Here is a 26,807-nt window from a genome sequence, read left to right on the forward strand (position 1 = left end):
ATTCTTAATTCTCTTTACCAGCTTTAAACAAAAAGTCCTTCTCTGCTTTTGAAAGACTTTCATAGCCAGACTTGCTTATTTTATCTAGAATAGCATCAATCTTCTTCTGATGTGTTTTCTTGTCGTAATCTACAGCAGAATTGCTGTTACTACGTGTTGCGCTTTTATTCTTATAAACTGTTTTCATTGGAGCCTTCTTCTCTGAACCTTTAAACAAATTAGCAATACTATCCATAAACCTCGAAAAACCAGAACCAATATCATTGCCTTTCGTTAATTGATGAGCATATAAGTACCCTAAAAAGGCACCTCCTAAATGCGCTAAATGTCCGCCAGAGTTACTTATAGGTAATTGAATTAAATCACTTAAAACCAGTACAGCACCAACCATCCAAAGTTTTATGTTGAAAAATATGATTCTAACTTCTTGATTAGGCAGATAGGTGCAAATAAATATTAAAACGGCACTAGCACCCGCTGAGGCACCAATTAAAGAAGCATTCGTGTCAAAAAATGCAGGAAAGATATTATATCCTAAAACAAAGAATAGTCCGCCTAAAATCACTCCGAGTAAATAAACATTTAAAAATCGTTTTGCATCAAAGAGATTTAAAAATATTCTACCTACAAAATAAATCATCAACATGTTCCAAAACAAGTGTCCAATACCACCATGAAAAAATGAATAGGTAACTATAGACCAAGGTTGAAAAGCGATATCGACAATATCATTAGGTAACTCAAACCATTGAACAATGGTATCTTTTTGTAAACCAAGTAAGAATGGTATTAAAGCATTTACAATAAAAACCACTACATTGACTGCAATGAGCTTCTCTGCAATGTTTAATCTACTAAATTGATATTTTAAATCTGGTTGAGCCATATCTTAGTTCCACCTTTTATCATTAAACTGATTTTTTTTCCAATACCACATCATTAAGAAACCAAATAAAGCTCCACCAACGTGTGCAAAATGCGCTATACCTTGTCCAAACAAACTGTACCCAGTTACGCCGGAGAACAAATCCAAGCCAATTAAAACAGGAATAAAGAATTTTGCTTTTATAGGAACAGGTAGAAAAATAAGAAACAACTCGCTATTAGGATAAGACATTCCAAATGCTACCAAAATACCATAAATAGCACCTGATGCACCCACAACTGGAGTATTGAAAGCACCTAAAAAGTTATCGATAGTTGCTTTCCCTGCAATGCTATACCACTCCGTATTATACTGCCCACTATTAATAATCTCTAGAATACTACTTTCAGAAATTCCAGAATCTATCAGAGCACTCATGCCGGCATTATAGTAGTAATAGTTAACACCTATATGAATTAAAGCTGCACCTAAACCCGCTGAGATATAGAAAAACAAAAACTTATTTCTGCCCCACATACGCTCTAAAGGTGTACCGAAAGCCCATAATGCATACATATTAAAAAGTATATGCATAAAGCCACCATGCATGAACATATGTGTTATAATCTGCCATAGTTCAAAGTGTTCATTCTTTGGGAAATATAACGAGAACCACTCGTACATTTGCTCGCCATACATTTGTGTAGCGATAAAAAACAGAACATTGATAATCAGTAAATGTTTTATAGTATCTGTAATTCTTCCCATTTATATAAATTTTCGTTCAATATCATTCTCTGTAATCGTAATGTAAACTTTTTTGTTAAACGGACTCAAAGTGGTTTCCTTACAAGCGAATAGATCATTAACTAATTTCACTTGAGACAACTCGTCTAAAGTTTCCCCTGTTTTAACCGAGAGGGTTTTAGCTAATGTTTTCGCCAACATATCACTTTGAGAAAAACTATCTCCAGGTACTTCTTGTTGAAAATCTGAAATCAGTTGTTCCATTATCATTTGCACTTCGCTTTCTACAACTAACACAGGTACACCAGAAATCTCTACTCCGTCTTCAGTTATTTCTCCGAATACAAAACCGACAGTACATAAATTCTCTTTTATCTCTTTTAAGATATTTATTTCACTAGTAGAAAAAGATAAAGTCAATGGAAAAAGTAATTGTTGACTTACAGCTTCTTTTATAGTAATGTTCTTTAAGAAATTCTCGTATAGCACGCGTTGGTGCGCCCTACTTTGATTAATTACTACCATACCAGATTTTATAGTCGTAATAATATACTTTTTACGCATTTGAAAAGTAGTGGTCGTATGATCAAAAACTTCTCTTTCATCATCAAAAATACTACTATTTACAACCTCTGACTCAAATTCTAAATGGCTTGCCCCGTTATCAACTGTATTCTCTAAACCTACATATAAATTCTCCCAACCGTCAACTTTTGGTTTTGAATAGCTACCACCTCCAAAATTTCCTTTAGACGGTTGCACAGTTTCAAAAGGGTTAAAAGAAGAATCTACCACAACTTGAGGTATACCCACCTGTTTATTTTTATAGGAATACGGAGTATCTAAATTTTGATCTTGTTCAAAGTCTAGCGCAGGCACAACATTAAATTGCCCTAGACTATGCTTTACCGTAGATTTAAGCATTGCATACAATGTATGCTCGTCGTCAAACTTCACTTCCGTTTTCGTTGGGTGTATGTTTATATCAATAGTACCGGGATCAACCTCTAAATTCAAAAAATAACCCGGATGTGTACCCGGACGAATTAATCCTTCAAAAGCACCCAATATGGCATGATGCAAATACGGACTCTTAATAAACCTATTATTGGCAAAGAAAAATTGCTCTCCCCTACTCTTTTTAGCGAACTCAGGTTTTTGAATATACCCTGAAATTTTTACTACATGAGTTTCCTCTTCAACGGGCACAAGCTTCTCATCGGTCTTTCTACCAAAAATATGTACAATACGTTTTCTAAAATCGGTACTTGGTAACTGAAATACATCGCTACCGTTATTATAAAAGTTAAATGCTACTTGCGGATGCGCTAATGAGATTCTATGAAACTCATCTGCTATATGTCGATATTCGACTTGATCAGATTTTAAAAAATTACGTCTAGCAGGAATATTAAAAAACAGATTCTTAACTAACATTGAAGTTCCCTTTGGGGCAACAACAACATCTTGGGTTACTATTTTACTGCCTTCAATTTTAATTTTAGTACCAATCTCGTCATCTTCAGTTTTGGTAAGCATTTCTACATGTGCAATTGCAGCAATAGAGGCTAGTGCCTCTCCTCTAAAACCCTTGGTATTTAAATTGAAAAGATCTTCTGCCTTTTGAATTTTAGATGTTGCATGGCGCTCAAAGCTTAAACGAGCATCTGTACCGCTCATTCCCTTACCGTTATCAACTACTTGAATTAGTGTTTTACCACCATCTTTTATGATAAGTTGAATTTCAGTAGCACCGGCATCAATGGCATTCTCCATTAATTCTTTTACCACAGAAGATGGGCGTTGCACCACTTCACCCGCAGCGATTTGGTTTGCTACATGGTCAGGTAATAATCTAATAATATCTGCCATTATAAGGTAAAGAAAATTGTGAGGTCAAAATCGATTATGTAAAGAAAAATAAGAAGCAATACCGCAATAATAATTACCATTCTAATTTTTAAATTGCGATCTCCTTGTCTTTTGGTATCTTCTATAGCACTATTAATCTTTCTTTTTAATCCTCGAGATGTATTTAACGTACTACGAAATTGGTCGAATTTAGGTTCCATTTTAAACGGATTCCCTTTTCCTTTGCCATCATAATACCTAGGATTGTATTCAAATGACCTATTTTTTCGTAACCGCGTTATTTTGCTCAACATCCCCATAACCTCAAAGTTACTTAAAATAGAAAAATAGGGCATGTTACCAATGCCAAAATTTGTTAACATCTTACGATACTAATCTAATACACTTAAACTTATAAGAAAATAGAGCTATAAAAAAGACTACTAACTACCTAAAACTGCCATTTTAATAGCAGCAATAGCGGCTTCAGTACCTTTATTACCATGCTTACCACCACTACGATCTATGGCTTGTTGCATGTTATTATCTGTAAGAACACAAAATATAACAGGCACATTTGTAGTGATATTTAAGTCTTTAATACCTTGAGCCGTAGCATCACAAACAAAATCAAAATGTTTGGTCTCCCCTTGTATTACACTACCAATAGCAATTACGGCATCAACCTTATGGCTATTAATCATTTTTTTTGAACCAAAAGTAAGTTCAAAACTACCAGGAACGTTCCATCTTATAATATCAGATTCGTCCGCTCCACAATCAATTAATGCTTCAATTGCTCCTGAATACAAACCCTCTGTTATTTCTGAATTCCATTCAGAAACAACAATCCCAAACCGAAGTCCGTTCGCGTTTGGGATTGTTGCCTTATCGTAAATCGATAAATTTTTATTTACTGTAGCCATTACTCACCACTTTTAGCCATACCTATAAAAGCATCTATAGAATTGGCGTTTTCTGATTTTGGAAACTCGTCTTTTATTTTCTGAAAAAAACCTAAAGCTTTATCCTTATCTCCCATTTCTAAAGCAGTAACACCTGCTTTATATAAAAATTTAGGAGCAGTATATTCGTTACCACTATGCTTTACAGCAGCTTCATAATAACTTAATGCATCTGAAGCTTGGTCTAATTGCATAAAAGCATCACCTAAACCACCTTTTGCCAAAGCACCCAAAACAGCATCTTCAGAGCTAAAATCCTCTAAATATGTAATAGCTTCTTGGTAGTTGTTCATATTCAAGTATGCCATACCTGCACTATAATTTGCAAGGTTAGCAGCTTTGGTACCATTGTATTCTTCAATAATATCTAAAAAACCATATTTACCTTCAGCGCCTTCTAATGCCAACGTAAACAATGAATCTTTTGCAGTTGTAGCAACCAATGCTTGGTCGAAATATTGTTGTGGGTAGTACATCTCATTTGCTGCACTAGCCTCTTTTGGTTTCTCTACGAATTGGTCATAAGCTAAATAGCCTAAAACACTAATAGCAATAACACCTATGGCACCTAAAATGAAATTCTGATTCTTAGAAACCCACTCTTCTGATCTAGAAGCGCCTTCATCTAATGAACTAAAAACCTCAGCCGTTGTGCTTTCCTGTTCGTCAAATTCTTGCTGTTCAGCTTTCGTTTCAGGTTTATATCCTCTTTTCTTATATGTTGCCATCTGTAAATTTATTGGTCGCGCAAAAATAATGGTTTTATTGAAATCGCAAAGTGTATTTATTCGTTATTTTTGGATATTTTAAGCGAGTATAGATTCTTCCAAATTTAAAATCCGATTTTATTAATGCTTCTGAGACAATTATCATTGATTAATTACAAAAATTTTGAGTCAAAAGAACTGACTTTCGATGCTAAAATAAATTGTATTGTAGGTGATAACGGAATTGGAAAAACAAACATTCTTGACGCTATCTATCATTTGTCATTTGGCAAGAGTTATTTTAACCCGGTATCATCTCAAAACATTCGTCACGGATCAGATTTTTTTGTGATTGACGGTACTTTTGAAAAAGAAGATAGAGAAGAAAAAATTGTATGTAGTCTTAAAAAGAATAACAAGAAAATCATTAAACGTAACGGAAAAGCATATGACCGCTTTGCCGACCATATAGGTCTTCTACCCTTAGTAATAATTTCCCCAGCAGATAGAGACCTTATTATAGAAGGTAGTGATACTCGTAGAAAATTCATTGATGGTGTTATCTCTCAATCAGACAAAAGCTATTTACAAAACCTTATCAACTATAATAAGGTAGTTTCTCAGAGAAATGCACTTTTAAAGTATTTCGCAGCCAACAGAACATTTAACAAAGACACTTTAGCGGTCTATAACGAACAGATGAACACCTATGGCACCGAAATATTTAAAAAGAGAACATCATTCTTAGAAGCTTTTATTCCTATTTTTCAAGAACAATATAAATCTATCACAGGCAACACAGAAGATGTTTCCCTTTCTTACGATAGTAAATTGAAAGATTATGACCTGATTACGCTTTTAAATAAAAATTTAGATAAAGACCGCGCGCTACAATATACCAGCGTTGGTGTTCATAAAGATGACCTTAGCTTTGAAATTAGCAATCACCCTATAAAGAAATTTGGTAGTCAGGGGCAGCAAAAATCTTTTTTGATAGCCTTAAAATTCGCTCAATTTCATTTTATGAAATCGCAAAGTGGCACTACGCCAATATTAATTTTAGATGATATTTTTGATAAGTTGGATGAGCATCGTGTATCTCATATTATAACTCTAGTAAATGATGAGAATTTCGGACAAATTTTTATTAGTGACACCCATGCAGATAGAACTGAAAGTGTTGTTAAAAAAATTCATCAATCATATAAAATCTTTAAATTGTAGTGATGAAAAAATTACTGATTATTTGCTTCCTAATTCTTGCTTCATGTAGCTCTAAAGTTGACAAAAATCAATTACACCTATTAAATGGCTATTGGGAAATAAAAGAAGTTACCTTTAAAGACGGAGCAAAAAAAGAGTATTCCATAAATAGTACGGTAGACTATATAAAACTAGACTCTTTAACAGGATTTCGAAAAAAAGTAGTCCCAAAATTCAATGGCACATTTGAAACGTCTAATGATGCAGAGCCTTTTCATATTAGCATATCGAACGATTCTATTTTTATGAATTACACCAATAATTCGAATAGTTGGAAAGAGGTTTTGACTAAACTAACAGAAGATAGTTTCTCGGTAAAAAACAAAGAAGGACTTACCTACCAATATAACAGATTTGAACCTATAAATATAACCCCATAATGGCAAGCAGAGGCAACGATAATACTTCAATGAAAGATGCACTTTCTGCATTTATTCAGAAAAATAAATTAGAAAAAGGAATAGATAAAGTAGATGCAAGAACTGCATGGGCTAAACTTATGGGTAATGGTGTAAATAATTATACTACTGAAATTGAATTAAAGTTCGGCACCCTTTACGTGGCTTTAAGTTCTTCTGTATTACGTGAAGAGTTAAGCTTGGGAAAATCGAAAATAATTCGCATGCTCAATGAAGAAATTGGAAAAGAAGTCGTAAAAAAATTAGTACTTAGATAGCCGTTAGTTGTTGGAAAATACTATATAAAAAAAGCCAGTTCTTTCGAACTGGCTTTTTTTATCTCTAACAATCTTACTTAGTAAATTTCTCTGCCAGAAAAATGGAATGAACCTTCAATAGCTGCATTCTCATCACTATCAGAACCATGTACTGCATTCTCACCAATACTAGTAGCAAACATTTTACGAATAGTACCTTCAGCTGCATCTGCAGGGTTGGTAGCACCGATCAATGCTCTAAAATCTTCAACAGCATTTTCTTTTTCTAAGATAGCTGCTACAATTGTACCGCTTGTCATGAATTCAACTAATTCACCAAAGAAAGGACGCTCGCTATGTACACCATAAAATTCTTGTGCATCTCTTAAGCTCAATTGTGTATATTTCATTGCTACGATTTTAAAACCAGCAGCAGTAATTTTTTCTAAAATAGCCCCAATATGTCCGTTTTTAACAGCATCTGGTTTAATCATTGTAAACGTTCTATTCGTACTCATATCTTAATTTTTGCGCAAAAATACGTTTTTCCACATATCTCACAACTATTCGTAGACTTGTTCTAATTTCTCTAACACTATTCCGTTATCTCCAACTATTTTAAAATCAACCTTTTTGGCGTCAAAATCAAACTCTAAAATTCCGAAACTTTCTGTAAAAACAACTTCCCCTACTCTATATTTATTAGGCTCACCAGTAAATCCTCTGTAAGCATGTGTTAGTCCGCTACTCGTAAAATCTATTACCGGATAACTCATTCCATCGATAGTAGTTTTTGAAAATTCAGAAATATGACGATCACCAGATAATACAATTACCCCGTCCGCATTCGAATCAGCAATAACTGTTGCAAGTTTATCAACCTCATGCGGAAAATTACCCCAAGCTTCAAATCCGTGTTCATCAGACAGGTATTGAACACTGCTTACAATAATATTAAAATCAGATTTTGATGTATTCAGTTCATTTTCTAACCATGCCCACTGCACGTCACCTAACATAGTACCGTCGCCATATGCATTTGGTTTAACTCTTTTAGAGGTTTCAGTATCAGGCGTCAATTTTGTTCTAAAATAACGTGTATCAAGTATGATAAAATTAATAGAATGACCATTTACTTCATATTTCTTAGAATTATAAACCCCTTTACGTTTTCTTAGCGGACTATCATCTGGAACATTCATAAAATTCAAAAACTCTTGCTGACTGGCATCTTTGGCTTCAAATTCTACTCCGCCATCATTTAGACCATAATCATGATCATCCCAAGTACCCAATATATCCGTACTTTCTACTAGCTTTTTATATTCCGTTTGCTCCTTCTGCTTATTATACATCGCTCTCAAAGCAACCATATCATCGGTATCGGCATAAATATTATCGCCGCCCCACACCCATACATCTGGCTTGGTATTTAAAATATCATCCCACAAAAGATTAGGTAAATCAATTCTATTGCAAGAACCAAAAGCTAAAACAAAATCGCTGTTTGTAGCTTTATTATCAACTTGTTTTTTGTTTGACGAACATGACGCTAAAAGAAGCGCGCAAATAAAAAAGTATGTAATTTTCATATGAGATAGTTAAGTCTGGGTAAAATTAAGGCTTTCGCTTTAAAGCCTATATTATTAAATTGTATCTTTGCCGCCATGAATTTAGAGCACCTAAACGAGCTTAAAAAGCTACTTTCTTCACCAAAGAAAATAGCCATTATCCCACATAAGAATCCTGATGGAGATGCTATTGGATCAACATTGGCACTTTGGCATTATCTGGTTAATACCGGTCATACAGCTAGTATTGTTGCACCAAACGACTATCCGAAGTTTTTAAAATGGATGCCAGGCTCAGATAAAATTTTGAATTTTGAAAAAGAAAATTCAAAATCCAAATCATGCATTAATAAGGCTGATATTATATTCACTTTAGACTTTAACCACCTTGGTCGTGTTGGTCAAATGAGCGAAATACTAGAATCTGCAAAGGCAACTTTTGTAATGGTAGACCATCACCAAGAGCCATCGGATTATGCCAAGATCATGTACTCAGATGTAAAAATGAGTTCTACTTGCGAAATGGTATATGTACTAATCAATCAATTATGTGATGAGAACAGTATTACTCCAGAAATGGCTAATTGCATATATACTGGTATTATGACAGACACAGGTTCTTTCAAGTTTGCTGCTACTACAAGTAATACGCATAGAGTTATTGCCGACCTTATGGATAAAGGTGCTGAAGGAACAGAAATTCATCACCGCATTTATGACACTAATTCTCCTAGTAGATTACATTTATTAGGTTGCGCATTAAAGAATATGGTCATATTAGAAGAATATTCTACGGCATATATTACAATGAGTCAAGACGAATTAGACACCTATAACTATCAAAAAGGAGACACCGAAGGTTTTGTAAACTACGGCTTAACTTTAGATGGTATTAAATTTGCCGTCATATTCATTGAAAATAAAGAAGAAGGTATTTATAAAATATCTTTTAGATCAGTTGGAGAGTTTTCGGTAAATGATTTCGCAAGAAAACATTTTAGCGGCGGCGGACATACAAATGCTGCAGGTGGAAAAAGTGATGATAATTTAGAAGAAACCATTTCAAAATTTACTTCGTTACTACCTTTATATAAGAATCAATTACAATCATGAGATTAGTTTCATTTCTATTTTTAGTCATATTGGTAATAGCCTGTGATGGACCTGAACCCAGAAAACCGATCCAAACAAAAAGCGGTAGTTTCTTTAAGGCGTCCATAGAGCGAAGCCGAAAACTACTTGAAGCCGAAGAAAATAAAATTCAAGAAATTATTAAGTTAGATTCTTTAAAACATTATTCGCACAGTAATTCTGGATCATGGTATCATTACTTAACAGTTAATGAAGAAGGTGACTATAAACCTAAAACAGGCGATTTAGTAGCATTCAGCTATGATATATTAACTCTGGACAACGACACTATCTACTCAAAAGAAGAAATTGGTGTTGTTACCTACAAAGTTGATAAGCAAGAGTTATTCTTAGGTCTTAGGGATGCTGTTAAAATGTTAAAGGAAAATGAGCGCGCTACATTTCTTTTTCCATCATCGATTGCCTTTGGTTACCATGGCGATGAAAATAAAATAGGAAGCAATGTGCCTATAAAATCTACAATTACAATTTTACAAATAGAAAAACAACAAGACAACACAGTAAATTAAAATGACCATTATGATTAAAAAAATGTACTTGCTTGCAGTTATAACCTTAGTTTTAGCTAGCTGCAAAACCGGCAAAAGAGCCGATTTAGGAGACGGTTTGTTTGCCGACATCAAAACATCTAAAGGCGATATTATAGTTCGTCTAGAACAAGATAAAACTCCTGTTACAGTTGCTAACTTTATTTCTTTAGCAGAAGGAACAAATACTTTTGTTAGCGAAGAATACAAAGGCAAAAAATATTATGACGGACTAACATTTCACAGAATTATGAAAGATTTCATGATTCAAGGTGGTGATCCATTAGGTCAAGGAACAGGAAACCCAGGTTACAAGTTCATGGATGAATTCAATGATTCATTAGTACATGATAAAAAAGGTATTCTTTCAATGGCAAACTCTGGCCCAACAACTAACGGTAGCCAGTTTTTCATCACACATAAAGAGACACCTTGGTTAAACAAAAAGCACACCGTTTTCGGTGAGGTTGTAGAAGGTATGGATGTTGTTGATTCTATTGCAAATGTTGCAGTAGGTGCTGGCAATAAGCCGGTAGAACCAGTTTTAATGAATACTGTAGAAATCATTAGAAACGGAAAAGAAGCACGTAAGTTTGATGCTGTTCAAATTATGACAGATTATTTTGATGGTGAAGAAGATAGACTTGCTGCCATTGAAAAAGAAAAAGCTGAAAAATTAGCTGAAGTTCAAAAAATAAAAGCGGAGTTTGCTTCTTCTACCGAAGCTCAAAAAGCAAAAGCTCAGTCTTTACCTTCTGGTCTTAAAGTTTTAACCTTAGAAAGTGGTAGTGGTGAAAAACCAAAGGTTGGTCAGAAAGTTAATGTAATGTACGCTGGTTATTTAATGGACGGTACGTTATTCGATAGTAACTACGAAGAAATTGCTCAAAAATATGGTATGTTCGATATTAAGAGACAGCAAGGTGGTGGTTATATGCCAGTACCAATGGACTATTCTCCTGAATCTCGTTTAATCGCAGGATTTAGAGAAGGACTTTTAACAATGAAAGTTGGTGATAAAGTTCGTTTGTTCATCCCTTCTCATTTAGGATATGGACCACAAGGTGGCGGTCCAATTCCACCAGATGCAGATTTAGTATTTGATTTAGAAATTACGGGAATAACCCAATAAAAATAACAAATAAAAAAGCCCTTTAGTTTTCACTAAAGGGCTTTTTTTTTATACCTATAATTCTAATTCGTATTCTTCAAAACTTCTAGAAGCAAACTCCAGAATTTCTGAACAGATAAAATACTTACACGCTCATCTGGTGAGTGTGCCCCTAAAATTGTTGGTCCGAAACTTACCATATCCACATCAGGATAATTCTGTCCTAAAATACCACATTCCAAACCTGCATGACAAGCAACAACCCTTGGCTCTTCTTTAAACAGATTTACATAAGCATTCTTTGCAATCGTTAAAATCTCAGAATTCGGATTCGGATTCCAACCTGGGTAAGAACCACTAAGTTCTACATCAAAACCACTTATCTCAAAAGCAGAACGCAAAGAATTTGCTAAATCTAATTTTGCAGTATCTACTGATGACCGTGTCAAACAACCAATAGTTATTTCTCCCTTTTCAACTTTTACAATTGCTATATTATTTGACGTCTCTACTAAATCATCTATAGCACCACTCATGGCATAAACTCCATTATGTGCTGCATAAACTGCTTTAACCAATTTTTCTTGAGCACCAAGCCCCATTACTTTTTTAGCAGGCTTTATGTCAATCAGTTCTATTTGCAAATTAGGCTCCTGAACACTCAACTCTGCTTTAATAGCTTCAGAAAGCTTATTGACTTTTTTTAAGAATTTATCGGCATGTTTTCTACCCACATTTATTTTACAAACACTTTCTCTAGGTATCGCATTTCTTAAACTGCCACCGTTCAAAGAACTAATACGAACATTATAATCAAGTCCTAAATAAAGTAATCGATTCATAATCTTATTGGCATTACCCAACCCTTTATGAATATCCATACCACTATGACCACCTTTTAAACCTTTAACCGTTAACTCTATACCGGCATCACCATGGGTACCATCTTTTTCATTATAGGTTCTAGTTGCCGTAACATCAATACCACCCGCACAACCTATATCAATTTCGTCATCTTCCTCCGTATCTAGATTCAAAAGAATTTCACCTTGCAAAACTCCTGCTTTCAATTCAAAAGCTCCAGTCATTCCAGTTTCTTCATCAATTGTAAATAAAGCTTCAAGAGCAGGATGCTGTATATCTGTACTTTCTAAAAGCGCCATAATTGCAGCTACTCCCATACCATTATCAGCCCCTAATGTTGTTCCGTTTGCCTTTACCCAATCTTCGTCAACATACATTTCTATACCTTGGGTATCAAAATCAAAAACAGTATCTGCATTTTTTTGATGTACCATATCTAAATGACTCTGCAGCGTTATCATCTTTTTATCTTCCATGCCTTTTGTAGCAGGTTTTCTTATGATAACATTACCTATTTCATCAGAGAAAGTTTCTAAACCAAGGGCATTGCCAAACTCCAACATAAAGCTAATGACCCTTTCCTCTTTTTTAGAAGGTCTAGGTACCGCGTTCAACCTTGAAAAATTGTTCCAAACTGAGATTGGCTCTAATTTATTTATATCCATACTATTATTTTCATGGTTAGTGCCTGCAAAAATACTGATAGAAAAAGGATTTCGCTATTTTTGAGATAATGAAGATATCATTTAAGAATGCCATTGTAATTTCATTGATTCCCCAAATCATCATTGTAAAATGGCTAGGTACGCGTACAGACTTAGTTGAACAATACTACAGTAACGGATTATACCCAGTAATTTCAAAATTCTTTAGGCTCCTATTGGGATGGATACCCTTTTCAGTAGGTGATATTATTTACTTCGTTTTAATTCTATTGGCACTTGTTTTTATTATTAAAAATCGAAAATACATTTGGTGTCATAAACTTCTATTTTTACAGAATGTAGCCATGGTACTCTCCGTAGCTTATTTCACATTTCATGTTATGTGGGGCATGAATTATTATAGAGAACCATTAGCTGAAAAATTAGAATTAGTACCAAATAAAGATTATCAAGACCTACTTGAATTTACAGAACGGTTAATTCAAAAAACAAACGAAACACAAGTAACTATCACAAATGACTCAAGTTTAGCAGTCAATATTCCATATTCTAAAAAGGAGATTTTCAATAAAACAATTCAAGGTTACGACCATTTAAAAACGATACATCCATTTTTAGCTTACGATAGACCAAGTATAAAAACATCGTTATTTAGTACAGGTTTAACATATATGGGCTACGCCGGATATTTAAACCCGTTTACGAACGAAGCTCAAGTAAATGACCTACTGCCCAACTTTAGATTCCCTTTTGTTGCCGGTCATGAAATTGGTCACCAGTTGGGGTATTCTGCAGAAAACGAAACAAACTTTATAGGTTATCTGGTTACTTCTAATAACGAAGATGAATATTTTAAATATGCAGCTTATGCCTACGGTTTAGGGTATTGCTTAAATGATATTAGACGATCGGATAAAGAAGATTTCGACAGATTAATGCTTCAATTAAACGCTGGGGTTAAAAGTAATTTTCAAGAAATGGCTATTTTTTGGAACTCTTATGAAAACCCTATGGAACCCGTATTTAAATCTATTTTTGATACGTTCTTAAAAGCTAATAACCAAAAAGAGGGAATTAAAAGTTATAGTGCCGTAGTACTCTTTTTAGTCGCTTATCACAAAGATCATCAACTTTAAAATAGGATTAGAACTTCGCGATCCTAAAGCAATATATTAGTCTTTCCTTTAATATTTTAAGAAAATAATGGCTATTCTCAATTACTGCCTATTCAACTGTTAAAGAAAAGTGAAACAGACCGAATTTACTGTAGAATCCGAGTATTTTTAAAACACTAATTCAAACCAAACGTAATGAAAAAACTATTCTTTGCGCTATGCCTACTCGGGTATGGCTCATTTTTAACTGCACAAGATTATTTCCCAGAAAATGCTGGGGTAAAAGTCAACAATAACAACTACACGGCTTTTACAAATGCAAAAATCTTCGTAACCCCTACACAAGTAATTGAAAAGGGAACATTATTAATTCAACACGGCAAAGTCGTAAGTGCTTCAAACTCTGTTAGCATTCCAAAAAATGCTGTTGTAATTGATGTAGAAGGCAAATCTATTTATCCTTCTTTTATAGATGTGTATTCTAAATTTGGCGTAGAACAGGCTAAGAAAAAACCAGGTAGAGGCAGATCTACCCAATATAAACCATCAAGAGAAGGCTATTACTGGAACGACCATATAATGCCAGAAAACAAAGCAATTGAAAAATTTACTTATGATGACAAGGAAGCCAAAATACTTCGTGAAGCTGGTTTCGGTGTCGTTAACTCTCACATTCAAGATGGTATTGCCAGAGGTACTGGTGTTCTTATTGCTTTAAACGGAAACGGAACTAATGCGAATAGAATTTTAGATGACCGCTCTGCGCAATATTTTTCTTTAAGCAGAAGTATTGCCAAAGGGCAATCTTACCCAGGTTCATTAATGGGAACATTGGCGCTGTTGAGACAAATGTATAGCGATGCCGACTGGTACGGTAAAGGCAATGCCTCTACTACAGATTTATCATTAGAAGCATTGAACAATAATAAGAACTTAGTTCAAATTTTCGAAGCTAAAGATAAATCTCATGATTTACGTGCCGATAAAATTGGAGATACTAACGGAATACAGTACACCATACTAGGTGGCGGTAATGAGTTTGAACGTATTGAAGAAATAAAGGCTACGAATGCCAAATACATTCTACCGCTTAATTTTCCAGATGCGTATGATGTTTCTAATCCGTATGCTGTTGGTTATGTTTCTTTACAAGATATGCGTTATTGGAACCAGGCTCCATCAAATCCTAAAGTTTTGGCTGATAACGGAATTCAATTCTCTCTTACTACACATGATCTAAAATCAGCTGCAAACTTCAAAGAAAAGCTAATGAAAGCCATTGAATACGGTCTTTCATCTACAAAGGCTTTAGAAGCATTGACTACAGTACCTGCTCAAATTTTAGGAAAATCAAATGAAATTGGTTCCTTAAAAACAGGAACTCTTGCCAACTTCTTAATCACATCAGGAGATGTCTTTGACAAATCTACTACGCTTTACGAAAACTGGGTTCAGGGTACAAAAAGTGTTGTAAATTCAATGGACTCTAAAGACATTCGCGGAGACTACAATTTAACCGTTCAAGGAAAATCTTATGATGTTTCTATAACAGGAGAAATCTCTAAACCTAAAATTGAGGTAAAACAAGACACCTCAAAGTTGTCTTCTAAAATAGCATATAATGACAATTGGGTAACTATGTCATTTGTTACAGATAAAGGTGAAAAAACATTTAGAATGATTGGTGCAGTTACTAAAGCATCAGACAATTTATCAGGTCGTTTGGTTTTACCAGATGGTACTGAATCTCAATTCACGGCAACCAAATCTAAATCTTTCACAGAAAAAGAAGCAGAGAAAAGCAAAACCGCAGAAGCGATAAAAGTAATGCCAGTAACTTTCCCCAATGTAGGATACGGATTCGCATCAAAACCAAAAGCACAAAACACATTGTTCAAAAATGCTACGGTATGGACAAGTGAAGATGCTGGTGTTTTAGAAAATACCGATGTTCTTGTTAAAAATGGAAAGATTGCTAAAATAGGAAAAGACTTAAACGCTGGTGGTGCAACAGTAGTCGACGCTACAGGTAAACATTTAACTGCTGGTATTATTGATGAACATAGTCACATTGCAGCTTTAGCCGTAAACGAAGCAGGTCAAAATAGTTCTGCAGAGGTAAAAATGGAAGATGTTGTAGACCCAGAACACATGGGTATTTACAGATCTCTTGCTGGCGGTGTTACATCACTTCAATTACTACATGGTTCTGCAAACCCAATTGGTGGTCGATCGGCTATTTTAAAATTAAAATGGGGAGAAGAAGCAGACGGATTAATTTATGACAACTCGCCTAAGTTCATCAAATTCGCCCTTGGTGAAAATGTAAAACAAAGTAACTGGGGAAGCTTCTCTCGTTTTCCGCAAACACGTATGGGTGTTGAACAGATGTACATGAACTATTTTCAAAGAGCTAAGGAATATGACACCAAAAAGAAAAATGGTGAATCATATAGATATGATGAAGAAATGGAAGTATTAGCCGAGATTATCAACGGAGAGCGTTTTATTTCTTGCCACTCTTATGTACAAAGCGAGATTAATATGATGATGAAAGTAGCCGAGCATTTCGGTTTCAGAATTAATACGTTCACCCACATTTTAGAAGGTTATAAAGTAGCCGATAAAATGGCTAAACATGGTGTTGGCGCTGGTACATTTAGCGACTGGTGGGCATATAAGTTTGAGGTAAACGATGCTATACCTTATAATGCAGCTATCATGCAAAAGCAAGGCGTTGTTACAGCAATTAATAGTGATGACCGCGAAATGATCAGAAGATTAAATCAAGAAGCTGCCAAAACTATCAAGTATGGTGGCATGACGGAACTAGAAGCTTGGAAAATGGTAACCATAAATCCTGCTAAACTTTTACATTTAGAAAATCGCGTGGGTAGTATTAAAGAAGGTAAAGATGCCGATTTAGTTCTATGGTCTGGTAGTCCGCTTTCAATATACTCCAAAGCAGAAAAAACGATGATTGAAGGTGTTACTTATTTCGATTTGGAAACCGACAAGAAGAACCGTGAAACCATTAAGAAAGAAAGAAACGAGTTGGTTACGATGATGCTTAAAGAAAAAAGTGGCGGTAAAAAGACACAAGGTCCGAAACAAAGTGTAAAAAGAGATTTCACTTGCGAAAGTCTTTAATTCAATAAGCTATAGTTCAAAAATATAAAACAATACAAATGAAAAAATTCATAACCTTAATCATAGCCTTAGGTCTGGTCATACCAACTATGGCACAACAAACACCCGGTTCTAAACAAACCGAAGCCATTACCATTGAAGGTGCCACTGCACATTTGGGTAACGGGGAAGTAATTGAAAGTTCTTTGATTATGTTCGAAGACGGTAAAATCACTTTCGTGGGTGATTCAAAAATGAGAATTGCTAGAAAGGGTAAAGTAATCGATGCTACCGGAAAACACGTTTACCCAGGTTTCATCGCCCCTGCTAAAACATTAGGTCTAGTTGAAATCGATGCAGTAAGAGCATCTAAAGATGAAGATGAAATAGGAGATTTCATTCCGCATGTAAGAAGTTTAATAGCCTACAATGCAGAATCTAAAGTAGTAGAAAGCATGCGCCCGAACGGAGTTTTGATCGGACAAGTTGCCCCTTCAGGTGGTCGTATTTCAGGTACATCAAGTATTGTACAATTTGATGCTTGGAACTGGGAAGATGCCGCTATTAAAGTAGATGACGGAATTCATTTAAACTGGCCAAGTACTTTCAAGCAAGGTCGCTGGTGGGCTGGTGAAGACCCAGGATATCACCCAAATAAAGATTACGCAAAACAAACAGAAGCAGTAGTTACATTTTTCAACAATGCAGCAGCTTATGGCAAATCCACTCCGAAAGAAGTGAATCCGGCTTACGCGGCAATGAAAGGTGTATTTGATGGTAGTCAAAAACTATATGTTCATGCAGATGATGAAAAGCAAATCATAGATGCAATCAACACTTTAAAGTCTAATGGCGCCAAAGAAGTCGTATTAATTGGTGGTTATCATGCCTATAAAATTCCTGAGTTTTTAAAGAGCAATAACATTCCTGTTTTGGTTCAGTACACACACAACCTACCTGTATTTGATGATGATGATTATGATCTACCTTACAAACTACCTAAATTATTGGTAGACGCAGGCTTGTTGGTTGGAATTCAAAATTCAGATGCGGTGAACTTTCAAACAAGAAATTTACCTTTCTATGCGGGTCAAGCAGCACAACAAGGTTTGAACAAAGAAGTAGCCGTTCAATTATTAACAGGTAATACTGCCAAGATTTTAGGCATAGATGATCTTTACGGAACATTAGAGAATGGCAAAAGTGCCACACTTTTCATATCGGAAGGTGATGCTTTAGAAATGGCAGGAAATCAATTAACACATGTTTTTATTGATGGTAGAACAGTTTCATTAGAAACACACCAAACTGAGCTTTGGAAACGCTATATGGGCAAGTACGAAGGAGAATAGTGATTTTAATAAGTTGATATATCAAAAGAGGCTGTCTACAATTGTAGACAGCCTCTTTTGATTTAAAATAAATTAGCTATTTTTTTTAGCAAGCATATATCCTAGATATCCCATAGGCATATAAGCTACTATAATATCTAAGGCAGTAAACCACATTGGTCCGCCGAGCATTGCAATATTTGCTGTTCCACCAATTAAGAAAAACAAACCAACAAGTAATGCCATAGTCATTTTTCTTGTAGCTGCGATTTTCGTTGCTATAACTGCACCCACCAACGTTCCTAAGGCATGGGCAAGAAACGGAAAAATAAAATGTTTAGGTTCAAATAAGTGCATAGAAGCCTTTAGCCCTTCCATAGTTGTAATATCCCCGCCTTCTGGTGGCGGAATAATAGAACCACTGACCATAATAATTCCCATATTAACAATGCTACCAACAACAATTCCGGCTACGACTGCCAAAATATTCTTTAGAACAGGATTCATATATAAAAATTTAATTGGTTACTATCTGGTCTTTACAAAAGGTACTACCTCACCTACTACATATATCTCATCTCTTGGTTCTAAATTAATAAACCCGTCAGCTTTTGCCAAACTGGTTAAATCTCCTGAACCATTTTCAACAACAGGTGTTGCCCAAAATATACCGTCTTTTGATTCTGTACTAACCTGAATAAATCGGGTTAGCGGCTGTGTTATTTTAATTGCCGCACTTAGCTTAATATACGAATTTTCTAATGGAAGCCCCCAAGAGGTCTGTAACCATGGTAAAAAATAGAGGTGATAATTGGCAAATGTAGAAACTGGGTTTCCTGGAAAAGAAAAAATAACCGTTTTCAGTTTTGGGTGAATACCGAACCAAAATGGTTTTCCTGGTCTTTGTAACACTCTATGAAACACTTTTTGAACTCCCAAAGACTCCATTACCTCAGGAATAAAATCGAACTTACCTTTAGACACTCCACCACTTAGTAAAAGCACATCGTTTTCAGTTAAAGCTTTCTTCAACTCCTTTTTTATTATCTCTTTCTCATCTAATAAATGAAGAGAACTGGCTTCAATTTTAGAATTCAATAATGCCGCTTCAATAGTCAACATATTAGATTTTCTAATTTGATGTGGCTTGGGAATGTCCTTTACCTCTACCAATTCATTACCTGTAGCAATAGTGCAAATTTTAGGATTACCCATAACCTTTACTGTAGCTTTCCCGACCGTAGCCATTACTCCGATTTCCGCTGGAGTAATTTTTTTTCCTTTTGATAAAAGAAGAGCACCCGCTTTTTCATCGCTACCTTGATAATGTATATTCTGACCTTTTTTGACCTTCTCGTTAATTGTAACCTTGCCATCTACAATAGTAATGTGTTCATACATAACAACAGTATCGCAATTCTCTGGTACTACAGCACCTGTCATGACTTCTAAACAATTACTTTTATCTTTTAAAACTTGTTGAACTTCACCAGCGGCAGCTACTCCTTCAACTACAAAAGACTGACCATTATTTACAAAATCAGAGAACTGAATTGCTATACCATCTTTGGTTGCACGATCAAATGGAGGAAAATCTCTATCGGCATAAATATCTTCTGCCAATACTCTATTCAAGCTACCCATAAGTGAAACAGCATCAACACCTAAGTCTAGAGGATGGTCTAATACTTTTTGAAATGCTTCTTTAAATGTTATCATAGAGTTAAAGATAAAACGATTATAATATTTACTCTTGAAGATTTACTGCAATATTAATTTGAGCTTTTAAAACAAGTCAAGCCCATTGACCAATAATACTCTAACACCCACTACAAATACAAGTAATGCTGTTACTCTTTTTATGCCATTTGCCGATAGTTTTTTAAGACTGATACGAATACCTAACTGTCCGCCAAGTAAAACTGCTATAACCAAGCAAATGGTTTCTCGCCATGGCAGTGATAGCGAATCACTAGTAATCAATCCGAATAAACCGGATATCGAATTAACCAAAATAAAGAAACTTGCTAAGGCTGCTATTTTTATGGCTTTGTTCCATCGTAAATGATTTAGAACCGGAGCTAAAAATATACCTCCACCGATGCCTACTAATCCTGATAGGAATCCAATTCCTGCTCCTAACGCATAACTTAAATAGTTAGGGTAATCTTCCACTTCCTTTTTTGATTTGTTAATCTCAAAAGTCTGAACAGCCAAAAACAGGGCGGAAAGAATAAGTGAGCATCCTAAAATTATAAAAAAGACGCTTTCTTTTAATCGGAATGTTGCACCTATATATGCTAACGGAATACTCGCCAAAACAAAAGGAAGAAAATCTTTTAGTCTTGCATGACCATTTTTAAAATACAGATACGTGCTACCTGAAACTACCACCAAATTACAAACCAATGCAATAGAGCGGATGGCAAAAAAACTAGTTAAAAAAAGTGTCAATAAAGCCAAATAACTAGAGCCACCGCCAAAACCTACAGAAGAATACAAGGTGGCTATGATAAAAAACCCGATGCATAAAAACACCAATTGCTCAATAGGTATCAACATAATTTTTCATCTGGTTCATACCACCGGTAACATTGACAAAATCTTTACCTGGGAATAATTCTTGTAACTGAACAATCGCCTTTTTACTTCGTACACCAGACTGACAAATAACATAAACGGTAGTTTCTAGATCAACCTCAGCTACTCTATCTGTTAATTCACCTAAAGGAATATGTTTGGCTTCTTTTAAATGTTGTCTTTGAAATTCTTTTACCGTGCGCACATCAATTAGTTCAACAGTCTGTTCAACTAGAATAGTACTAAATTCCTCAGCTTCTACTGATTTTAATGGAAGTTCACAACCAAACTCATAACTAGTTGCGAGTGTTTTAATTTCGTTGTTACCTGGTTGTAACTTAAACTTCATTCGTTGTGTTCGTTGAGTAAGCGTATCAAAAAGCAATAGAACACCTGATAACACATCTCCTATTTCTGCAAGTAATTTTACTGCTTCTAAAGCTTGTAAATTACCAACAATACCAGGCAAAATACCCAACACGCCATTTTCGTTACAATTAGGCACCGCATCTGCTGCAGGCATAGTCGGGAACAAACAACGATATGTTGGTCCGCCTTTATAATTAAAAACACTCACCTGACCTTCAAAAGAATGTAACGCACCATAAACAAAAGGTTTATTTGCAATTACACAGGCATCATTAATTAAATATCTAGCGGGGAAATTATCGGTAGCATCAATAACGATATCATAATTTCTAATAATATCAAGTGCGTTAGCGACCGATAAAAAAGTTTGATACGTATGTATTTGTGTACTAGAATTCTGTGCAGCCAATTGATTTTTAGCAGCAATCACTTTCGGAATGCCCACCATATCTTCGGTAAACAAAACCTGACGATGAAGGTTGGATAATGAAACTACATCAGCATCAACAATACCTAAAGTACCCACGCCCATGGCATTTAAATAGGTTAGAACCGGAACTCCTAGTCCGCCAGCACCAACCACAAGCACTTTTGCCTGACTTAATTTCTGTTGACCTTCAGTTCCAAATCCGTCTAAAGTAATTTGTCTTTGGTAACGATTTTGGTTCATGGTGCTATTTTAAGTAGCGCTTCTTCATATTCTGCTTTTGAATTGGCGTTTAGCAATACTTCTTTCTGTTTTGGAAACACCAAATTAACATCTGCATTAATTAAGAATTTTCTTGGGCAAGATCCGTTACCTGCTTTCAAGTATTCAACAGATTGTTTTAAAGCTTCTGGTTCCCAAATAGCGCAAAGCGGCTCTGGTAAAGGATGATCAGCATCGGCATAGGCACTTGCTAACTTATCTGAGTTTCTTGCAGCAATTAATTCTTGAAGTGCCTTTTTATCCATTAACGGTAAATCGCACGCCAAAACTAACCAAGCAGCTTCTGGATATGCTTTATGAGCTGACAATAGTCCGTTGTAAGGACCACGAAACTCATCGTTATCTAGTATAGTTTTAAATGAATTTGAAATATCTTTCTCTTGATCTTTACGGATACTCAGAAATGTTTGATCACAGACTTCATTTAATAAATGGTATAAATGTTCACGTTGCGGAAGGTTATGATATTTAATCAAACCCTTATCCTCTCCCATTCTAGTGCTTTTACCACCTGAAAGCACCAATCCGTATAACTTAGCGTTGGAAATCATTCTTCCCTCCTGTTTTTTGTTCTAATTGAATAGCACCAATCACTATATCTTGTGAAAGGGCCTTACACATATCGTAAATAGTTAGTGCTGCAATTGAAACTCCTGTTAAGGCTTCCATTTCAACACCTGTTTTTTCATTGCATTTAACAGTACACTTAATTTGAAAAGCATTCATACCTGGTTCAATTTCAACATTGATTTTAGACAAGTTTATTTGATGGCATAACGGAATCAATTCCGCCGTTTTCTTCACTCCTTGTATACCTGCAATAACCGCTGTTTGCACTATACTTCCTTTCTTACCAACAAAATCTTGATCAGATAGCGATTTAAATACTTCTGTTGGAAATTTTATAGTTCCACTAGCAATTGCGGTACGAACTGAAGCTGTTTTTTGAGAAACGTCTACCATAGTAGCATTCCCAGATTCATCTATATGTGATAATTTCTTCTGCATTATCCTCCTATTGAAGTCATTGAATTACTAAATACATCTTTATATTTTTCTTGTGCTTCAAAACCTGTTTTAGCACGATTGCCTACAGCCTTTAAAATTTCTTTTTTAATATTTTCTTCCACATCATCAGCTCTCATTATATCTCTTAGATTCGCACTTGCTTTAGCATACAAACATGTAATAACATCACCTGTTGCTGAAATTCTTAATCTATTACAACTTCCACAGAATGTTCTACTAAAAGAAGGAATCACTCCGAAAGTCCCTTTAAAACCAGGAATTTTATAATTAATGGAAGTCGATGTTTTTGGAGATTCTAATTTGTAATAATCTGGATGTTCACTTCGAATATGTTCAAGAATAGTCTTAAAATCCCATTTTATGGTTTGAAATTCTTTTGACCCACCATTAAAAGGCATTTCTTCCAAATAACGAACCGATACATTGTAGTGTTTTGTCAGTTCTAACATTGGCAGAATATCATCGGTATTCTGACCTTCCAAAGCAATGAAATTAATACGAACATTAAACCCTTCAGTGATTAAACGAATCATATTATTATACACCACATCATAATGATCCCGACGCGTAATACGCTCAAAAGTCTCACGATTAATGGCATCCATACTCACATTAATATTCTTAATGCCCAATTCTTTCAACTCATCTATATGCGGACCAATCAAAGTTGCATTCGTAGTCACAGAAATATCGTTTAACCCGTCTAATTTTGACAAGCTACGTAATAGCACCATTAAGTCTTTACGAACAAAAGGTTCGCCACCGGTAATACGTATTTTGTCTATACCTTGAGAAACCACAATCTCACTTAATTTCACCAGTTCATCTATGGTAAACAATTTGTCATTTTTAGCAAAATTGATTCCATCTTCTGGCATGCAATAATTACAACGAAGATTGCAACGGTCTGTAACCGCTAATCTCAAGTAATTTATTTCTCTATTATGGTTGTCTACTAACATACTTTAAGTACAAATTCAAATATAAAAAACAAATACAAGTTCAAATTCTCTATTCTCTAACTTCTCTTCTCTATTTGCTATTTTCTTTACTCTATTATCTCTTTTCTATATTCTATTCTCTCTCTTCTAACTTCTCTTTTCCAAAAAATCAAGGATGGGCAGAAACCCAAACCGTCTTATTCTTGAACTTCTCTTTTTTCCAAATAGGAACTGTTTCTTTTAAAGTATCTATTAAAAACCTGCATGCTTCAAAACAAGCATCTCTATGAGCAGATGATGCACCTACAATCACAACGGGTTCTTCAACACCTTTTTCACCAACCGCATGTCTCATGACCACTTTATTCAATGACCATTTTTGCATTGCAGCATCGGCAATCTTCTCCATTTCCTTTAACGCCATTGCCTTATACGTTTCAAACTCTAGAGCAACTACCTCTTCATTGTTGGTAAACTCACGTACAGCACCCACAAAAACACAGATTCCTCCACTATTTGCATCGCTTAATTCAGCATACACCTTAGCAGTATCAATTTCATCAACTATCTCAATTACTTTCTTCATTAGCCTCCGCTTACTGGTGGTATAATAGCAATTTCTTCATTGCCGTTCAATGGTAAATCATCATCAGCATATTCACTATTTACAGCTACTGCCAAAGAATTTAGTTTTGAAAATTCAGGATACGATTTAATAAGTTGTTTTTTTAGTTCGGCAACATTTACAGGTTTAAGTTCATTAGAAAAATTGATTTCAGAACTACCTACAATATCTTTTGTTATGCCAAAAAAAAGTACATTCATATCCCATTAAAATTAGATAAATTCCAAGTTAGGTATAAAAAATAAGGTGCCATAAAAATGGCACCTATTTTAAAAAAATTATATGATTTTGAAAAAAGCCTTACTCCACAATTACAGCATTCTCAGATTTTGAATAAAAATCTTTTGACTTAGCTTCTGTAGATAAAGTAGCATTTTCAAAGTTTACAGTTTTAGTTGCTTCTTTAACTTCCCCTTCTTCAACTTTATGCCATGTAATAGATTTTGGCAATAAAATGGCATCAACCTTTACCCAATCAGCATAATTGATCCAATTTACTTTAGTAGATGGCTCACCACTAAAATAAGTCATTGTATAACCCAACCATCTCATCTCAAAGGTTTTTGCATCATAATGAATATAATACTCATCTGTAGAAGAAGCTCCTACTCCGCTATTATATGAAATTTTGTACCCAGGGTATGAAACTCCGTCATATACCAAAGCATCAACTTCTTCATATTTAATACCGTCATCTGACAATACAAATGGCATCGCATAGAAGTAGAACATTAAATTATGATAGAATTTTGGCTTGCCTTCATAATTACCGGTGTTGTCTAAAAGCCAAACTTCTCCGTTATAACCAAGCGTGTAATCTGGTGTAGAAATTTTATCGAACCTTTTTTGAAGATCAATGGTTTGAATTTCGTTGAACTTCTCATTAGGCATTTCAAAACTTAATGTTTTGTATCCTTTCCAAGCATTTAATCCGCCATGAGCTTCAAATACTTTATTTAACTCCGTAGGATATTTATCTAAATTTACCTGTGAAACCACTTCTTCAACAGCATCGGTAATCATTTCTTTTTTAGGTGCTTCTTTACATGAAAATATAGCTAAGGCTAAAACTAAAAGGTAAAATTTACTCATCATCTCAATTGGTTATTTATTGTTTTTTGAGCTCGCTTAGTCGAGAAACTATAGGAGACTTACTAAATTGAACTATTTTTGTATTTCATGCAAGCAACAAAACACATTAGCAGCGCCCAAAACCCACTAATAAAGAAGATCTTACTCTTAAAAGAAAAATCTAGGGAGCGCAAAAAAACAGGACTTTTTATTTTAGAAGGGCTGCTTGAATTACAGCTATCAATTGGCGCGCAGTATGATATAGAAACGGTGTTATATTGTGAAGACATTTTAGAAAATTCTGAAAGTAGCGGTATTTTAAAATCATTTCACTCCGATCAACTTATTTCGGTAACCACAGAAATCTATAAGAAATTAGCCTACAGAGACACTACCGAGGGAGTAATAGCCATTGCTAAAAGTAAAGACCATCAACTTTCGACATTGAAATTCGAGACTAAAAATCCGTTAGTACTTATTGCTGAAGCACCCGAGAAACCAGGTAATATTGGCGCATTATTAAGAACGGCAGATGCAGCAAATTTAGATGCTGTTTTAATTGCCAACCCAAAAACAGATTTATACAATCCGAATATCATAAGATCAAGTGTTGGTTGTGTGTTCTCTAGAAATGTAAAAATGGGCAACACTACTGAAATTATATCTTTTTTGAAGAAAGAAGGATTTCAAATATTCTGTGCAGCTCTTTCAGCATCTAAAGATTATACGACAGTTGACTTTAAAGAACCTACAGCAATAGTTGTAGGCACCGAACATTCTGGTCTTAGTGATGAATGGTTAGAAAACAGTACTCAGAACATCATTATACCAATGGAAGGTCAAATAGATTCTATGAACGTATCTGTATCTGCAGCAATACTTATCTTTGAAGCGAAACGTCAACGAAAAATAAACAAGTAACATTTATACTTTTTATAGTACCGTATTCGTTTGCAACAACACTA

29 protein-coding genes are annotated in these 26,807 nt (G+C 34.9%); 10 read left to right on the top strand and 19 right to left on the bottom strand.

Features of this window, described 5'->3' with window-relative positions; all coding sequences use genetic code 11:
* Window positions 1–4 precede the first annotated feature (4 nt).
* From Q4500_RS10830 to Q4500_RS10855, 6 genes are read right to left on the bottom strand one after another with little or no spacing between them, the layout of a single operon-like run.
* Window positions 5–886, bottom strand: coding sequence for a rhomboid family intramembrane serine protease (locus tag Q4500_RS10830; protein WP_303599685.1), 882 nt, complete (start codon window positions 884–886; stop codon window positions 5–7).
* Window positions 887–889: 3 nt separating this feature from the next.
* Window positions 890–1,633 carry a rhomboid family intramembrane serine protease gene (locus Q4500_RS10835; RefSeq protein ID WP_299325153.1) on the bottom strand — a complete coding sequence of 248 codons (744 nt, stop codon included), beginning with the start codon at window positions 1,631–1,633 and terminating at the stop codon, window positions 890–892.
* Window positions 1,634–3,484 carry a DNA mismatch repair endonuclease MutL gene (mutL, locus tag Q4500_RS10840; RefSeq protein ID WP_303599686.1) on the bottom strand — a complete coding sequence of 617 codons (1,851 nt, stop codon included), beginning with the start codon at window positions 3,482–3,484 and terminating at the stop codon, window positions 1,634–1,636. It lies immediately after the preceding gene.
* Window positions 3,484–3,846, bottom strand: coding sequence for a riboflavin synthase subunit beta (locus Q4500_RS10845; protein WP_368389752.1), 363 nt, complete (start codon window positions 3,844–3,846; stop codon window positions 3,484–3,486). The genes mutL and Q4500_RS10845 overlap by 1 nt, the downstream gene beginning before the upstream one ends.
* A 60-nt stretch (window positions 3,847–3,906) precedes the next feature.
* The gene (gene ribH / locus Q4500_RS10850) at window positions 3,907–4,389 is read right to left on the bottom strand and encodes a 6,7-dimethyl-8-ribityllumazine synthase (RefSeq protein WP_303599687.1); all 483 of its coding nucleotides are present in this window, start codon (window positions 4,387–4,389) and stop codon (window positions 3,907–3,909) included.
* A complete protein-coding gene (locus Q4500_RS10855; RefSeq protein WP_303599688.1) occupies window positions 4,389–5,156 on the bottom strand; it encodes a tol-pal system YbgF family protein in 768 nt (255 codons plus the stop codon). Before Q4500_RS10855 ends, ribH begins: the two co-directional genes overlap by 1 nt.
* 123 nt (window positions 5,157–5,279) lie before the next feature.
* Here Q4500_RS10855 and Q4500_RS10860 point away from each other — a divergent pair, with 123 nt between their 5' ends.
* From Q4500_RS10860 to Q4500_RS10870, 3 genes are read left to right on the top strand one after another with little or no spacing between them, the layout of a single operon-like run.
* On the top strand, window positions 5,280–6,359 hold the full coding sequence (locus tag Q4500_RS10860; RefSeq protein WP_303599689.1) for a DNA replication/repair protein RecF: 1,080 nt from the start codon (window positions 5,280–5,282) through the stop codon (window positions 6,357–6,359).
* A gap of 2 nt (window positions 6,360–6,361) precedes the next feature.
* Entirely contained in the window at window positions 6,362–6,778 is a 417-nt protein-coding gene (locus tag Q4500_RS10865; protein WP_303599690.1) for a lipocalin family protein, read from the top strand.
* Window positions 6,778–7,074, top strand: a complete 297-nt coding sequence (locus Q4500_RS10870) for a DUF721 domain-containing protein (protein WP_303599691.1) — start codon at window positions 6,778–6,780, stop codon at window positions 7,072–7,074. The genes Q4500_RS10865 and Q4500_RS10870 overlap by 1 nt, the downstream gene beginning before the upstream one ends.
* Window positions 7,075–7,151: 77 nt before the next feature.
* Here the strand turns inward: Q4500_RS10870 and Q4500_RS10875 are convergent, their stop codons facing one another.
* Window positions 7,152–7,571 carry a nucleoside-diphosphate kinase gene (locus tag Q4500_RS10875; protein WP_303599692.1) on the bottom strand — a complete coding sequence of 140 codons (420 nt, stop codon included), beginning with the start codon at window positions 7,569–7,571 and terminating at the stop codon, window positions 7,152–7,154.
* Window positions 7,572–7,616: 45 nt separating this feature from the next.
* Window positions 7,617–8,645, bottom strand: coding sequence for an alkaline phosphatase D family protein (locus Q4500_RS10880; protein WP_303599693.1), 1,029 nt, complete (start codon window positions 8,643–8,645; stop codon window positions 7,617–7,619).
* A 75-nt stretch (window positions 8,646–8,720) separates the two neighbouring features.
* On the opposite strand from Q4500_RS10880, the gene Q4500_RS10885 reads away from it, so the two are divergent.
* From Q4500_RS10885 to Q4500_RS10895, 3 genes are read left to right on the top strand one after another with little or no spacing between them, the layout of a single operon-like run.
* Entirely contained in the window at window positions 8,721–9,737 is a 1,017-nt protein-coding gene (locus Q4500_RS10885) for a bifunctional oligoribonuclease/PAP phosphatase NrnA (RefSeq protein ID WP_303599694.1), read from the top strand.
* On the top strand, window positions 9,734–10,285 hold the full coding sequence (gene gldI, locus Q4500_RS10890) for a gliding motility-associated peptidyl-prolyl isomerase GldI (RefSeq protein ID WP_299325162.1): 552 nt from the start codon (window positions 9,734–9,736) through the stop codon (window positions 10,283–10,285). Before Q4500_RS10885 ends, gldI begins: the two co-directional genes overlap by 4 nt.
* 10 nt (window positions 10,286–10,295) lie before the next feature.
* The gene (locus tag Q4500_RS10895; RefSeq protein ID WP_303599695.1) at window positions 10,296–11,435 is read left to right on the top strand and encodes a peptidylprolyl isomerase; all 1,140 of its coding nucleotides are present in this window, start codon (window positions 10,296–10,298) and stop codon (window positions 11,433–11,435) included.
* Between the two features lie 62 nt (window positions 11,436–11,497).
* On the opposite strand, the gene Q4500_RS10900 is transcribed toward Q4500_RS10895, so the two are convergent.
* Window positions 11,498–12,943: an aminoacyl-histidine dipeptidase gene (locus Q4500_RS10900; protein ID WP_303599696.1), complete on the bottom strand. Its 1,446-nt coding sequence runs from the start codon at window positions 12,941–12,943 to the stop codon at window positions 11,498–11,500.
* Window positions 12,944–13,011: 68 nt separating this feature from the next.
* Between Q4500_RS10900 and Q4500_RS10905 the strand changes: the two genes are divergently transcribed.
* From Q4500_RS10905 to Q4500_RS10915, 3 genes are all read left to right on the top strand, one after another.
* The gene (locus Q4500_RS10905) at window positions 13,012–14,079 is read left to right on the top strand and encodes a DUF3810 domain-containing protein (RefSeq protein ID WP_303599697.1); all 1,068 of its coding nucleotides are present in this window, start codon (window positions 13,012–13,014) and stop codon (window positions 14,077–14,079) included.
* A gap of 174 nt (window positions 14,080–14,253) precedes the next feature.
* Complete coding sequence (locus Q4500_RS10910) at window positions 14,254–17,208, top strand: amidohydrolase family protein (RefSeq protein WP_303599698.1); 2,955 nt, start codon at window positions 14,254–14,256, stop codon at window positions 17,206–17,208.
* 38 nt (window positions 17,209–17,246) lie between these two features.
* Entirely contained in the window at window positions 17,247–18,539 is a 1,293-nt protein-coding gene (locus tag Q4500_RS10915) for an amidohydrolase family protein (RefSeq protein WP_303599699.1), read from the top strand.
* 72 nt (window positions 18,540–18,611) lie between these two features.
* On the opposite strand, the gene Q4500_RS10920 is transcribed toward Q4500_RS10915, so the two are convergent.
* From Q4500_RS10920 to Q4500_RS10965, 10 genes are all read right to left on the bottom strand, one after another.
* Window positions 18,612–19,025: a hypothetical protein gene (locus Q4500_RS10920; RefSeq protein WP_299325168.1), complete on the bottom strand. Its 414-nt coding sequence runs from the start codon at window positions 19,023–19,025 to the stop codon at window positions 18,612–18,614.
* A 21-nt stretch (window positions 19,026–19,046) separates the two neighbouring features.
* Window positions 19,047–20,237 carry a molybdopterin molybdotransferase MoeA gene (locus Q4500_RS10925; RefSeq protein WP_303599700.1) on the bottom strand — a complete coding sequence of 397 codons (1,191 nt, stop codon included), beginning with the start codon at window positions 20,235–20,237 and terminating at the stop codon, window positions 19,047–19,049.
* 66 nt (window positions 20,238–20,303) lie between these two features.
* A complete protein-coding gene (locus Q4500_RS10930) occupies window positions 20,304–21,080 on the bottom strand; it encodes a sulfite exporter TauE/SafE family protein (protein ID WP_299799088.1) in 777 nt (258 codons plus the stop codon).
* The gene (gene moeB / locus Q4500_RS10935) at window positions 21,064–22,137 is read right to left on the bottom strand and encodes a HesA/MoeB/ThiF family protein (RefSeq protein ID WP_303599701.1); all 1,074 of its coding nucleotides are present in this window, start codon (window positions 22,135–22,137) and stop codon (window positions 21,064–21,066) included. The genes Q4500_RS10930 and moeB overlap by 17 nt, the downstream gene beginning before the upstream one ends.
* The gene (locus Q4500_RS10940; protein ID WP_303599702.1) at window positions 22,134–22,727 is read right to left on the bottom strand and encodes an NTP transferase domain-containing protein; all 594 of its coding nucleotides are present in this window, start codon (window positions 22,725–22,727) and stop codon (window positions 22,134–22,136) included. The genes moeB and Q4500_RS10940 overlap by 4 nt, the downstream gene beginning before the upstream one ends.
* Window positions 22,711–23,184 (bottom strand): cyclic pyranopterin monophosphate synthase MoaC, encoded by a 474-nt coding sequence (gene moaC, locus Q4500_RS10945; protein WP_303599703.1) that lies wholly within the window; start codon window positions 23,182–23,184, stop codon window positions 22,711–22,713. Before moaC ends, Q4500_RS10940 begins: the two co-directional genes overlap by 17 nt.
* Window positions 23,184–24,167, bottom strand: coding sequence for a GTP 3',8-cyclase MoaA (moaA, locus tag Q4500_RS10950; protein ID WP_299799084.1), 984 nt, complete (start codon window positions 24,165–24,167; stop codon window positions 23,184–23,186). Before moaA ends, moaC begins: the two co-directional genes overlap by 1 nt.
* 148 nt (window positions 24,168–24,315) lie before the next feature.
* A complete protein-coding gene (locus tag Q4500_RS10955) occupies window positions 24,316–24,732 on the bottom strand; it encodes a molybdenum cofactor biosynthesis protein MoaE (protein WP_299799083.1) in 417 nt (138 codons plus the stop codon).
* Entirely contained in the window at window positions 24,732–24,971 is a 240-nt protein-coding gene (locus tag Q4500_RS10960) for a MoaD/ThiS family protein (RefSeq protein ID WP_299799082.1), read from the bottom strand. The genes Q4500_RS10955 and Q4500_RS10960 overlap by 1 nt, the downstream gene beginning before the upstream one ends.
* 100 nt (window positions 24,972–25,071) lie before the next feature.
* Window positions 25,072–25,866: a DUF6503 family protein gene (locus Q4500_RS10965; protein WP_303599704.1), complete on the bottom strand. Its 795-nt coding sequence runs from the start codon at window positions 25,864–25,866 to the stop codon at window positions 25,072–25,074.
* Window positions 25,867–25,950: 84 nt separating this feature from the next.
* Between Q4500_RS10965 and Q4500_RS10970 the strand changes: the two genes are divergently transcribed.
* Complete coding sequence (locus Q4500_RS10970) at window positions 25,951–26,763, top strand: RNA methyltransferase (RefSeq protein ID WP_303599705.1); 813 nt, start codon at window positions 25,951–25,953, stop codon at window positions 26,761–26,763.
* The last annotated feature ends 44 nt before the right edge of the window (window positions 26,764–26,807 follow it).

Source organism: Maribacter sp. 1_MG-2023 (genome assembly GCF_030547005.1).
GTDB lineage: Bacteria > Bacteroidota > Bacteroidia > Flavobacteriales > Flavobacteriaceae > Maribacter.

Excerpts from the sequence above, each read along its gene's own strand:
- Q4500_RS10830 (WP_303599685.1), bottom strand. The coding sequence starts at position 886 with ATGGCTCAACCAGATTTAAAATATCAATTTAGTAGATTAAACATTGCA.
- Q4500_RS10835 (WP_299325153.1), bottom strand. The coding sequence starts at position 1,633 with ATGGGAAGAATTACAGATACTATAAAACATTTACTGATTATCAATGTT.
- mutL (WP_303599686.1), bottom strand. The coding sequence starts at position 3,484 with ATGGCAGATATTATTAGATTATTACCTGACCATGTAGCAAACCAAATC.
- Q4500_RS10845 (WP_368389752.1), bottom strand. The coding sequence starts at position 3,846 with ATGTTAACAAATTTTGGCATTGGTAACATGCCCTATTTTTCTATTTTA.
- ribH (WP_303599687.1), bottom strand. The coding sequence starts at position 4,389 with ATGGCTACAGTAAATAAAAATTTATCGATTTACGATAAGGCAACAATC.
- Q4500_RS10855 (WP_303599688.1), bottom strand. The coding sequence starts at position 5,156 with ATGGCAACATATAAGAAAAGAGGATATAAACCTGAAACGAAAGCTGAA.
- Q4500_RS10860 (WP_303599689.1), top strand. The coding sequence starts at position 5,280 with ATGCTTCTGAGACAATTATCATTGATTAATTACAAAAATTTTGAGTCA.
- Q4500_RS10865 (WP_303599690.1), top strand. The coding sequence starts at position 6,362 with ATGAAAAAATTACTGATTATTTGCTTCCTAATTCTTGCTTCATGTAGC.
- Q4500_RS10870 (WP_303599691.1), top strand. The coding sequence starts at position 6,778 with ATGGCAAGCAGAGGCAACGATAATACTTCAATGAAAGATGCACTTTCT.
- Q4500_RS10875 (WP_303599692.1), bottom strand. The coding sequence starts at position 7,571 with ATGAGTACGAATAGAACGTTTACAATGATTAAACCAGATGCTGTTAAA.
- Q4500_RS10880 (WP_303599693.1), bottom strand. The coding sequence starts at position 8,645 with ATGAAAATTACATACTTTTTTATTTGCGCGCTTCTTTTAGCGTCATGT.
- Q4500_RS10885 (WP_303599694.1), top strand. The coding sequence starts at position 8,721 with ATGAATTTAGAGCACCTAAACGAGCTTAAAAAGCTACTTTCTTCACCA.
- gldI (WP_299325162.1), top strand. The coding sequence starts at position 9,734 with ATGAGATTAGTTTCATTTCTATTTTTAGTCATATTGGTAATAGCCTGT.
- Q4500_RS10895 (WP_303599695.1), top strand. The coding sequence starts at position 10,296 with ATGATTAAAAAAATGTACTTGCTTGCAGTTATAACCTTAGTTTTAGCT.
- Q4500_RS10900 (WP_303599696.1), bottom strand. The coding sequence starts at position 12,943 with ATGGATATAAATAAATTAGAGCCAATCTCAGTTTGGAACAATTTTTCA.
- Q4500_RS10905 (WP_303599697.1), top strand. The coding sequence starts at position 13,012 with ATGAAGATATCATTTAAGAATGCCATTGTAATTTCATTGATTCCCCAA.
- Q4500_RS10910 (WP_303599698.1), top strand. The coding sequence starts at position 14,254 with ATGAAAAAACTATTCTTTGCGCTATGCCTACTCGGGTATGGCTCATTT.
- Q4500_RS10915 (WP_303599699.1), top strand. The coding sequence starts at position 17,247 with ATGAAAAAATTCATAACCTTAATCATAGCCTTAGGTCTGGTCATACCA.
- Q4500_RS10920 (WP_299325168.1), bottom strand. The coding sequence starts at position 19,025 with ATGAATCCTGTTCTAAAGAATATTTTGGCAGTCGTAGCCGGAATTGTT.
- Q4500_RS10925 (WP_303599700.1), bottom strand. The coding sequence starts at position 20,237 with ATGATAACATTTAAAGAAGCATTTCAAAAAGTATTAGACCATCCTCTA.
- Q4500_RS10930 (WP_299799088.1), bottom strand. The coding sequence starts at position 21,080 with ATGTTGATACCTATTGAGCAATTGGTGTTTTTATGCATCGGGTTTTTT.
- moeB (WP_303599701.1), bottom strand. The coding sequence starts at position 22,137 with ATGAACCAAAATCGTTACCAAAGACAAATTACTTTAGACGGATTTGGA.
- Q4500_RS10940 (WP_303599702.1), bottom strand. The coding sequence starts at position 22,727 with ATGATTTCCAACGCTAAGTTATACGGATTGGTGCTTTCAGGTGGTAAA.
- moaC (WP_303599703.1), bottom strand. The coding sequence starts at position 23,184 with ATGCAGAAGAAATTATCACATATAGATGAATCTGGGAATGCTACTATG.
- moaA (WP_299799084.1), bottom strand. The coding sequence starts at position 24,167 with ATGTTAGTAGACAACCATAATAGAGAAATAAATTACTTGAGATTAGCG.
- Q4500_RS10955 (WP_299799083.1), bottom strand. The coding sequence starts at position 24,732 with ATGAAGAAAGTAATTGAGATAGTTGATGAAATTGATACTGCTAAGGTG.
- Q4500_RS10960 (WP_299799082.1), bottom strand. The coding sequence starts at position 24,971 with ATGAATGTACTTTTTTTTGGCATAACAAAAGATATTGTAGGTAGTTCT.
- Q4500_RS10965 (WP_303599704.1), bottom strand. The coding sequence starts at position 25,866 with ATGATGAGTAAATTTTACCTTTTAGTTTTAGCCTTAGCTATATTTTCA.
- Q4500_RS10970 (WP_303599705.1), top strand. The coding sequence starts at position 25,951 with ATGCAAGCAACAAAACACATTAGCAGCGCCCAAAACCCACTAATAAAG.